The organism is Nonomuraea sp. B12E4 (genome assembly GCF_039871825.1).
Lineage (GTDB): Bacteria > Actinomycetota > Actinomycetes > Streptosporangiales > Streptosporangiaceae > Nonomuraea.
In genome coordinates, this window is sequence record NZ_JBDPME010000024.1 from 130,887 (window position 1) to 140,837 (window position 9,951).

Sequence of the window (9,951 nt, forward strand, 5' to 3'; positions counted from 1 at the left end):
GTTGACCCCAGCGGCCCGGGGGCTCACCTCGGCGCAGGTCGCGGGGGCCCGGACGAACGACGTGCCGCGCCGATCGAGCAGGTCGCTGAGCGCGATCCTCCGGGCCAACGTCTTCACGCTGTTCAACCTCGTCATCGGCGTTCTCTGGGCGCTGATCCTGATCTTCGGCGAGTGGCAGGACAGCATGTTCGGGCTGGTCATCGTCGCCAACGCGTTGGTCGGCATCGTTCAGGAGCTGCGCGCGAAGCGCATGCTCGACAAGCTCGCGGTGATCAACGAGACCCCCGTACGAGTCCGGCGCGACGGCGCGGAACGGCTGGTCGAGCCCCGCCAGTTAGTGCTCGGCGACCTCATCCTGCTCGGCCCCGGCGACCGGCTTCTGGTGGACGGCGAGGTGGTCGAGTCCGACGGGCTGGAGGTGGACGAGTCCCTGCTGACCGGCGAGGCCGACCCCGTGCCCAAGCAGCCGGGCGACGGGGTGCTGTCGGGCAGCTTCGCGGTGGCGGGCGCCGGCGCGTTCGTGGCCACGAAGGTCGGCACCGACGCGTACGCCGTCCGCCTCGCCGAAGAGGCCAGCAAGTTCCACCTCGCCCATTCCGAGCTGCGCGAGGGCGTGGCGAACTTCATCAAATACCTCACCTGGCTGGTCGTCCCCATCGGCGCCCTGCTGATCCTCAGCCAGCTCGCCAACTCGGCCGACTTCCGCACCGCGATCACCGGCGCGGTCGCGGGCATCGTCACCATGATCCCCGAGGGCCTGGTGCTGATGACCTCGATCGCTTTCGCCGTCGGCGTCATCCGCCTGGGCCGGCGCAAGTGCCTGGTCCAGGAATTACCTGCCGTCGAGGGCCTGGCCAGGGTGGACATGCTCTGCCTGGACAAGACGGGCACGCTCACCTCCGGCGGCATGGACCTCGACCAGGTGCTCCCGGTATGCGACGACCAGCCCGTCGACGCCGCCCTGGCCGCGCTGGCCCACCTCGACCACCGCCCGAACGCCACCGCCCAGGCCATCCGGACCCGCTATCCGGAGCCCGGGACCGGTTGGACGGCCACGGAGACGGTGCCGTTCTCCTCGGCGCGCAAGTGGAGCGGAGCCGACTTCGGGGAGCGCGGTGCCTGGGTGCTGGGCGCTCCCGACGTGCTGCTCGCCGGCGGTCACTGCTACGACAGGGCCGCCGACCTGGCCGCGACCGGCGCCCGCGTGCTGGCCCTCTGCCGCACGGACAGGCTCGCCCCGCCGGGAGCCGCCACGCCCGGGGATCCGGAGGCTCCCGCCGTACCAGTGGAACCGGTCACGCATGCCGCCGCGCCGAGCGGCGCGTACGCCGTGCCGAACGGCCTGGAGCCGGTCGCGCTCGTCACGCTCAAGCAGAGCGTCCGGCCGGACGCGCGCGAGACCCTGCGGTATTTCGCCAAGCAGGGCGTCACCATCAAAATCATCTCGGGCGACAACCCGGCGGCCGTCTCCGCCATCGCCACCGGCCTGGGCGTCCCCGGCGGCGAGCGCTCCGTCGATGCCAGAACCCTCCCCCAGGACCGCGACGAGCTGGGCGAGCTGCTGGACGCCCACACCGTGTTCGGCCGGGTGAGCCCGCGGCAGAAGCGGGAGTTCGTCGCGGCCCTGCGGGCCCGCGGCCACACCGTGGCCATGACCGGCGACGGCGTCAACGACGTGCTCGCGCTGAAGGACGCCGACCTGGGCATCGCGATGGGCGCGGGCAGCCCGGCGACCAAGGCGGTGGCGCAGGTGGTCCTGCTGGACAACAAGTTCGCCACGCTGCCGCACGTCGTGGGCGAGGGCCGCCGCGTGCTGGCCAACATCGAACGGGTCGCCAACCTGTTCCTCACCAAGACCTTCTACGCGATCACGCTGTCGCTGCTCGTGGGGTTGGCCGGGGTCATGTTCCCCTTCGCGCCCCGCCACTCCACCCTGACGAACGCCCTGACCATCGGCATCCCCGCCCTCTTCCTGGCGCTCGCGCCCACGTACGAACGCTCCGAGCCCGGGTTCGTCCGCCGGGTGCTGCGTTTCGCCGTACCCGCGGGAGTGTTGTGCGCGGCGGCGGTGCTGCTGTCGTTCTGGGCGGCGCACAGTGACGCCTCCACCCTCGTCGAGGACCAGACGGCCGCCGTGATCGCGCTCTTCCTCACCACCTGGTGGGTGCTCGTGCTGATCGCCCGGCCGCTCAACCGGTGGCGGATCGTCCTGGTCGGGTCGATGGCGGCGCTGTTCGCGATCGGCCTCGCGCTGCCCTTCGTCAGGGACCTGTTCGCGCTGCGACCGGAGGACCTCGGCAACGACCTGACCGCCGTCGGCATCTCGGTCGTGGCCGCCGCGGCCATCAGCGCCGCGGTCAAGGTCGCCGGTACCCTAAGAACATGACCGACCCGCAGATAGTGCTCACCGAGCGCGTCCAGCAGGCGCTGGCTCGCGCGTTCGGCGCGGAGCACGCCGACGCCGACCCGCTGATCCGGCCCTCCCAGTTCGCCGACTTCCAGGCGAACGTCGCGATGAGCCTGGCCAAGCGTCTGCGACGGGCCCCGCGGGAGGTCGCCGAGGCCATCAAGGCGGAGCTGTCGGACTTCCCCGGCCAGGTGGAGGTCAGCGGCCCCGGTTTCCTCAACATCACCCTCGGCAACTCGTGGATCGAGTCCGAGGCCAGGCGGATGCTGGACGACGCGCGGCTCGGCGTCGGCACGGCCATGCCGCCGCAGACCGTGGTGATCGACTACTCCGCGCCCAACGCGGCCAAGGAGATGCACGTCGGCCACCTGCGCACCACGATCGTCGGCGACTCGCTGGCCCGCCTGCACGAGCACCTCGGCAACAAGGTGATCAGGCAAAACCACCTGGGCGACTGGGGCACGCCGTTCGGCATGCTCATCGAGCACCTGCTCGACATCGGCGAGGAGGCGGCGGTCGCACAGCTCGAAGCCGGCCAGGGCACCGAGTTCTACCAGGCGGCGCGGGCCAAGTTCGACAGCGACGAGACGTTCAAGACGCGGGCGCGGACGCGGGTGAGCACCCTGCAGTCGGGCGACCCCGACACGCTGCGGCTCTGGCACGTGTTCATGGAAGCCACCGTGCGCTTCTTCAACAAGGTCTACGAGTTGCTCGGCGTCACGCTGACCGACGCCGACATCGCCGGCGAGAGCATGTACAACCCGATGCTCCAGAAGACCTGCGACGACCTGGAGGCGTCCGGCACCGCGCTGATCAGCGAGGGCGCGCTCTGCGTGTTCCCGCCCGGCTTCACGGGCTCCGACGACAAGCCGCTGCCGCTCATCATCAGGAAGAGCGACGGCGGTTACGGTTACGCCACCACCGACATGGCGGCCATCCGCTACCGCGTGCACGACCTGAAGGCCGACCGTATCCTCTACGTCGTGGGCGCCGATCAGGCGCTGCACTTCCGGATGGTGTACGCGGCGGCGCGAATGGCGGGCTGGCTGCCCGACACGGTCTCGGCCGAGCACGTCCAGATCGGCATGATGCTGGGCAAGGACGGGCGCCGGTTCAAGACGCGCTCCGGCGAGTCCGTCAAGCTGATGGACCTGCTGAATGAGGCCATCGACCGGGCCGCGGCCGCGATCGCCGACCGGGGCTACGACCAGGCGACGCAGAAGGAGATCGCCCATGCCGTCGGCATGGGCGCGGTCAAATACGCCGACCTGTCGGTCAGCCACGACAGCGAGTACGTGTTCGACTTCGACCGCATGCTCGCCTTCACCGGCAACACGGCCCCCTACCTGCAGTACGCCCAGGCCCGGATCCGCTCGATCTTCCGCAGGGGCAACGTCGATCCGGCCACGGCGACCGGCCCGATCGTGCTCGGCGAGGCGGCCGAGCGCGCCTTGGCCCTCCAGCTGCTCGGCTTCGGCGGCGTGGTGGAGCAAACCGCGCTGACCTGCGAGCCCCACCGGCTGTGCGCGTTCATCTACGCAACGGCCACCGCCTTCACCGACTTCTTCGAGCAATGCCCGGTGCTCAAGGAAGGCGTCGACCCCGATACGCGGGCCTCGCGGCTGGCGCTCTGTGCGCTGACCCTGCGGGTGCTGGAGACCGGGCTCGACCTTCTGGGCGTCCCTGTTCCCGAACGCATGTAACAGGCAGTTGACTCAAAGTCCCCCGTTCCGTCGTGGGCGCGCCTCCACCTCGAAGGCGCGCCCCAACGGCTAGGCTTTACGCGGTCATGAACCGAGGCCGAATTGGGGGAGTTCTCTGCCTTGAGCACGGACCTGACTGCGAGTCCCCCCGTGGCGACGGAGTTGCACCGCTACGCCGAGGCGCTGCTCGCGCACCTCGCCGCGAACGGCAGTGCCCCTCCCGCCGCACCGGGTTTTCGCGACATATCCGGCTATTGGCTGCCTCCAGCCGTCGAAGCACTGGTCGCCATCCTGGCCGGTGAGGATCCACTCGAGCCGCTCAGCAGGGCCGCCGGCCGCGACCAGCAGCAGACCGCGCTCTTCCTGTGCCTGGCCCTCGCGGTGTCCGGGCAGGGCAGCCGCATCCACGCCTCCTGGCTCGGCACCGCCTTCGGCGAGTTGTCGCTCGATCAGCCGGTCTCCCATGGGCAGCGCTCGCTCTGGCTGGCCGCCGCCCGGGGCGCGTACGGGCCCGCCGGCAAGATCTTCGTGCTGCGCAAGCTCGACGCGCTGGCCGTGCAGGAGCACACCGAGCCCGAGCAGTGGGTCCAGGCACTCGTACCCGGTGAGCCCTCGGTCGTCGTGCCACCGTCGCTGGTCGACTTTCCGGAAATGGCGGAGATTCCGGAGCTGGCCAAGCCGGCCATCGCCGCCGCCCGGCTGGCTCGGCTCCGCGCCCGGTGCGCGGAGATCACCTCGGCCCGGCAGGCCGACCACGACTCCTCCGTCCCGCTCGACAACAGCTCCGGCACCCCGGCCACGACGTGGGCCGAGGACGAGCCGCTCGCCATGCTGCGATCCCTCATCGGCCTGGGCGGTCCGGCCGGGCCGATGGCCTCGCTGAACTCACACCTGCTCGACGACCTGCGCCCGGGAGCCGACCCGCACTTGGCGGCGATCGCCCTGCATGTCGCCGCGCCGATCCTGCGCGGCGTCGCCGAGGAGCTGGAGGCCGACAGCCGGCTGGAGCCGCCCATGACGCTGACCGTGCCGCTCCTCGGCCACCGCATCCACCTGCGGCCCGAGGGGCCCGACCAGCCCTCGCTCACCGCCGCCGAGGACGCCATCGTCGCCGACGGGGTCGTGCCGCGCGGCCGCCCGTGGGCCGCGATGGTGCTGATCGTGGCGGGTGTCGCCTGTCTCGCCGGCGCGGTGACGGTCGACAGCCTGCTCGCGGCGGCCGGGGTGGCCATGATCGGCCTGTCCTGCTGGCAGCTCTGGCAACGCCACAAGCTCGTCGATGCCGACGCCCGCTTCGTAGCCGCCCAGATCAGCGAGCTCAAGGAGCTCGCCGAGGGAGCGGTGTGGGCCCTGCACGCGTACGCCCGGGAGGCGGACGACCGTGCCAAACAGGCCGCTGACGACTCAGCCGAGCTCACCCGCCTGATCCGCCGCGGCCCACGCGCCGCCTAACCGCCCGCGCCGGACGGTCGAATCCCGCGCCCGCCGCTACCTGCCCTTGAGCGGTGAACTCCGATGACGCTACAAGGCGGATTGTTGGCCCACCGATCCAGCCACGTTGCTCTGGCGGATATGGACCTGAGTGGGCCGGTCAGGTGATCACTCGCGCCAGATCTCCAGCCCGTACTGCCGGGAGCCGCCGAGGGTGTAGATCTGGCACCGATACGTGCCATAGTTCTTGCCAGCGGCATGGCACGCCTGCGCTCCCGCCGTTGTCCCAGGGTAGAACCGGACGAGATCCCAGTACCCAGCCAGCGCCGCCCCAGATGTCGGGCGTACCGCAGCGTTGGCGGGTGAGGCGAGGACGGCCGCGCCGGAGGTGATCGCCAAGACAACGGCGGCAGCGCCGACCGTACGTTTGATGACGGACATTCATCTCCCAATCTTTTGTGGACGGCTGCGACCTTAGACACCCCGGATGATGGCGTGCTGAAACATCGATGAAACGCCAGCTTGTTGCCTGTTCGCGGGGCGGTCGTCCCCGTCCACGCACCACGTGTAGGCGCGCATCGGCCGTCCGTGGACAGTGACGTGGACGTGGACGAGAACGCCGACCGACGCAACGCCCTGGAGCGCCTGTAGGGCCTGTACGGAGTTGAGACCAGAGAAATCGCCCGCGCTCTGATCCGCGGTCCCCTGGTAGCCGTCGCCACGGCACGCGGAGAAATCACTGACGAGAAAGGTCCTTGATCGAGCCTCAACTGCCTCTGGGTGAGTGGGGCCCTATCCCGGACCCGCGGCAGCAGTTCAACGCCCGTGATGTGGTGCTTTCGGACCGGCAGCCCGTGGCGGGATCTGCCCGCCGAGCGGGCCGTGGCCCACCGTCCATGATCGGTTTCCGTCGGGGGCGACAGCGGGCATCTTCGAGCAGTTGATACAGGCCATGATCACCGAGGCCACCGCCCGCGAGCGGGCCGGCCTTGACCTGGTCGGCGCGGACTCCACCACGACCCGCGCCCACCGCCACGGAGCAGGAACAGCCCTCGACCTTGAGCGTGTGAAGGCGTTGGCAGAGGCCGCCGAACAGGAAAAGGGGCTACGCCATAGGAGCAAAAATCCCAACGCGGCGAAGGCCAGAACGCCGCTCCCGTCGAACGCAACCGCCCTCACGACCTGATGGCGCCAGATGCCCCCGCTAACCTGGGCACCCCAGCCACTCCCGCCCTGGGGCCGGGCCGCTGGTCACCGCCAGGTCGATCGGGCGATTACGGCGACCACGAGCAGCCCTGGCCGCCCTCTGACCCGCCGGGCCGGCCGCTCTCCTCGGACCGGCCCCGTCGTATCACTCAGGTGGTCTCGATCTCGACGTGGGCCGGCGCCAGCAGGAAGACGCGATCGGCGATCCGCTCGATCCGCCCCTCGCACCCGAAGGCCAGCCCGGCGGCGAAATCAACCATCCGCGTCGCCTCGGGCATCGGCATGCCCGTAACGTCCATGATCACCGTCTGCCCGTCACGGAAGTGCTGGCCGATCAACGGCGCGTCGTTGTACTTGAGCGGCTGGACCATCACAATGCGTGACGATTCGACGTTGGCGCGCCACCGCCTGGCGGCCCGCTCAGTGGCAGGTACGTATTCGTCCTCGTAGTGCCCGTCGTCGTCGTAGGCCTCGTCGTATTGGTCGATCCCGCCCAGGCCAAGGTAGCTCACCACCTTGCGCACTGCCCCCATCGGCTTGTCCTTTCCTCAGGAACTCACCGTAATCGGCACGTCCCTACACATTGGACGGTAACCGACGATTCCGCATTCGCCACGCGACACGCCCAGGCCTAATTCCATTTTGTACGGCTTGCAACCCGCTTGCATCTGGATATCCGCCCCCCGTATAGCATCGGCCGCATGCGCCTGTTCACTGTCGACGCCTTCACCGACACAGCTTTCAAGGGTAATCCCGCGGGAGTCTGCCTGCTGGACTCTCCGGTTACTGACCAGTGGATGCAGAGCGTAGCGGCCGAGATGAACCTCTCCGAGACGGCATTCCTGCTCGGAGATTGCCTCCGCTGGTTCACCCCGGCGGTGGAGGTCACTCTGTGTGGCCATGCTACGTTGGCAACGGCGCATGTCCTGTATTCGCAGCGCGCCGTCACAGGGCAGCTCGAATTCACCACGGCCGGCGGCACCCTTACCGTGAATCAGCTGCCGGACGGCATGATCACAATGGATTTCCCGGCCAAGGAGTCGGTCCCCGCCCCCGTTCCTCCGGGGCTGGAGAAAGCACTCGGCATCACTCCGGTGCATGTCGAAAAAAGCGAGCTCGACCTGCTGGTGGAGCTGGACTCGGCGGAATCGGTAGAGTCGCTGACCCCCGATATCGCCGCCCTCGCGGCCGTGGACGCACGCGGGGTCATCGTCACCGCACGAGGCACGGACACGGACTTCGTCTCCCGCTTCTTCGCTCCCCGGGTGGGCGTCCCGGAAGATCCGGTGACGGGCTCGGCCCACTGCGCCCTCTCCCCGTACTGGTCCGCCCGCCTGGGCCGCCCCACCCTGACCGGCGCACAACTCTCAACCAGAGGCGGAACCGTCCACGTACGACTCGACGGCACCCGCGTCCACCTGTCCGGCTACGCCGTAACCATCATGTCCGGCACCCTGCAACCCCAGCCCTCAACCCCCAGAAACCTCTGACCCCATCCGCCCCTGCTCATCCCTGCAGGCCACCCCACCCACTGCCTCTCCCACGCCACTGCCAGCCCACCGACCCCTACCGGGGCGCCGTACGGCGTGGCAGGGGCGGGAACGGGCCCGCAGCCCGTGGCGTGGTCGAGGCCGGTAGACGGGGTCAAGCGTGCCTCCAGCCGCCTGACAAGCGCTCGTCGGCAGCGGGGTCGGCCCCGGGCTTCTCATGGACGGGGCGAGACATCGCCAGGGGACCGAGCGCGTATCTCGGGGAGAGACGTGGCCAGGACATCCAGCTCGCTCCTGACCTGAGTGAGCTGTGGGCCAGGGTAGAGCGTGTCCCTGCCGTATGGGGGGCTTGGGGGGAGCGGAGCAGGGCCCGCCCGAGCGTAGATCGGGTTCACGTGACCACCCGCCACCGGGGTGGAGCGCTCGCTGGCCCGCATGACCAGCCTGCGCCGCCCAGCCCGCGCCCACGTTCGTCGCCTGCCCCGCGACCACGTGTACCGCCCGGCCGCCCCCACGAACGCCCCATGTCCGCGATGGCCCTCCGGCCGGGCCGCGGCCCCCGTGATCAGTTGCTGCCAAGATCGGATGGGTCGCGATCTCAGAAGCAGCCCGCCGACGACTAATCCGCGACAGGCCCCCCGCAGATCGGCTGGAAGTAAGCACGACCGCTCACCCGGATCAACCTGACCGTCCTCGAAAGCAATTCGGTGGTCACCGCCCGGCGTTCCTGGGCACAGTTGGGGCTGTGCCGGAGAACAACTTTGACGAACACATCGCACAAACGTATGAGGACAAGTGGCCGGAGTTGTTCGATCCTGCGGTCGTCGAGCCCACGGTGAGCTTCCTCGCCCACCTGGCCGGGCCAGGCGGCACCGCGCTTGAACTGGGTGTCGGAACTGGGCGCATCGCGTTGCCGCTCAGCCGGCGTGGTGTCCAGGTGCACGGGATCGAAATCTCGCGGGCGATGGTGGCGCAGCTACAGACCAAGCCGGGCGCGGAGGGCATCGGCGTGACCATCGGTGACTTCGCCACCACCCGGGTGGGCCACACTTTCGCCCTCGTCTACCTGCTGCGCAACACCATCACGAACCTGACTACGCAGGACGAACAAGTCGAGTGTTTCCGCACCGTCGCGGCGCAGCTGGAACCCGGTGGCTGTTTCCTCATCGAGGTCTACGTCCCCGAGCTTCGGCGCCTCCCACCCGGCCAGACCATCCACCCATTCGCCGTGACCTCGGCGCATCTGGGTTTCGAGGAGTACGACGTGGCGTCCCAGATCGCCATCTCCCACCATTTCTGGGTAGTGGACAGCCGACTCGAGACTCGTTCATCTCCGCACCGTTACGTGTGGCCGTCCGAGCTCGACCTGATGGCAAGAATCGCCGGAATGACCTTGCGCGAGCGATGGGGCGGTTGGAAGCGCGAGCCTTTCACCAGCGACAGCAGAAACCACGTCTCGGTTTGGCGGAAGCCGTTGTAAAACCATCGCCAAGGCTCATGCTGAGCTGCCTGACCTGCACACCAGCACCAGCCGGCGCTGTTGCGGTTCTGTCAGGTCTCCTCGCCAGCCCTTGCACCCACACCGACAAACAAAAAAGAGGGGGTCCGACACCCTCAAGGTGTCGAACCCCCTCACAAAGATTGTCCGGCGGCGACCTACTCTCCCACACCCTCCCGAGTGCAGTACCATCGGCGCTGAGAAGCTTAACTTCCG

General features: G+C 69.0%; 8 protein-coding genes. 6 read left to right on the forward strand and 2 right to left on the reverse strand.

The features are described from left to right. Position 1: 1 nt before the first annotated feature. From ABGB18_RS37720 to ABGB18_RS37730, 3 genes are all read left to right on the forward strand, one after another. Positions 2 to 2,386 (forward strand): HAD-IC family P-type ATPase, encoded by a 2,385-nt coding sequence (locus tag ABGB18_RS37720; protein WP_347700457.1) that lies wholly within the window; start codon positions 2 to 4, stop codon positions 2,384 to 2,386. Then, positions 2,383 to 4,110, forward strand: a complete 1,728-nt coding sequence (gene argS, locus ABGB18_RS37725; protein WP_347700458.1) for an arginine--tRNA ligase — start codon at positions 2,383 to 2,385, stop codon at positions 4,108 to 4,110. Before ABGB18_RS37720 ends, argS begins: the two co-directional genes overlap by 4 nt. A 150-nt stretch (positions 4,111 to 4,260) precedes the next feature. Then, the gene (locus ABGB18_RS37730; protein WP_347700459.1) at positions 4,261 to 5,562 is read left to right on the forward strand and encodes a hypothetical protein; all 1,302 of its coding nucleotides are present in this window, start codon (positions 4,261 to 4,263) and stop codon (positions 5,560 to 5,562) included. A gap of 147 nt (positions 5,563 to 5,709) precedes the next feature. Here the strand turns inward: ABGB18_RS37730 and ABGB18_RS37735 are convergent, their stop codons facing one another. Beyond that, entirely contained in the window at positions 5,710 to 5,982 is a 273-nt protein-coding gene (locus ABGB18_RS37735; protein WP_347700460.1) for a hypothetical protein, read from the reverse strand. Between the two features lie 511 nt (positions 5,983 to 6,493). On the opposite strand from ABGB18_RS37735, the gene ABGB18_RS37740 reads away from it, so the two are divergent. Next, positions 6,494 to 6,727, forward strand: a complete 234-nt coding sequence (locus ABGB18_RS37740; protein ID WP_347700461.1) for a hypothetical protein — start codon at positions 6,494 to 6,496, stop codon at positions 6,725 to 6,727. Between the two features lie 169 nt (positions 6,728 to 6,896). On the opposite strand, the gene ABGB18_RS37745 is transcribed toward ABGB18_RS37740, so the two are convergent. Continuing rightward, a complete protein-coding gene (locus ABGB18_RS37745) occupies positions 6,897 to 7,280 on the reverse strand; it encodes a cell division protein SepF (RefSeq protein WP_347700462.1) in 384 nt (127 codons plus the stop codon). Positions 7,281 to 7,448: 168 nt separating this feature from the next. On the opposite strand from ABGB18_RS37745, the gene ABGB18_RS37750 reads away from it, so the two are divergent. Next, complete coding sequence (locus ABGB18_RS37750) at positions 7,449 to 8,237, forward strand: PhzF family phenazine biosynthesis protein (RefSeq protein WP_347700463.1); 789 nt, start codon at positions 7,449 to 7,451, stop codon at positions 8,235 to 8,237. Positions 8,238 to 8,982: 745 nt separating this feature from the next. After that, positions 8,983 to 9,717 carry a class I SAM-dependent methyltransferase gene (locus ABGB18_RS37755; protein ID WP_347700464.1) on the forward strand — a complete coding sequence of 245 codons (735 nt, stop codon included), beginning with the start codon at positions 8,983 to 8,985 and terminating at the stop codon, positions 9,715 to 9,717. Positions 9,718 to 9,951: the final 234 nt, after the last annotated feature.

Bases quoted from the DNA above. Each gene is read 5' to 3' on its own strand.
- argS (WP_347700458.1), top strand. From the start codon at position 2,383: ATGACCGACCCGCAGATAGTGCTCACCGAGCGCGTCCAGCAGGCGCTG.
- ABGB18_RS37750 (WP_347700463.1), top strand. From the start codon at position 7,449: ATGCGCCTGTTCACTGTCGACGCCTTCACCGACACAGCTTTCAAGGGT.
- ABGB18_RS37745 (WP_347700462.1), bottom strand. From the start codon at position 7,280: ATGGGGGCAGTGCGCAAGGTGGTGAGCTACCTTGGCCTGGGCGGGATC.
- ABGB18_RS37740 (WP_347700461.1), top strand. From the start codon at position 6,494: ATGATCACCGAGGCCACCGCCCGCGAGCGGGCCGGCCTTGACCTGGTC.
- ABGB18_RS37735 (WP_347700460.1), bottom strand. From the start codon at position 5,982: ATGTCCGTCATCAAACGTACGGTCGGCGCTGCCGCCGTTGTCTTGGCG.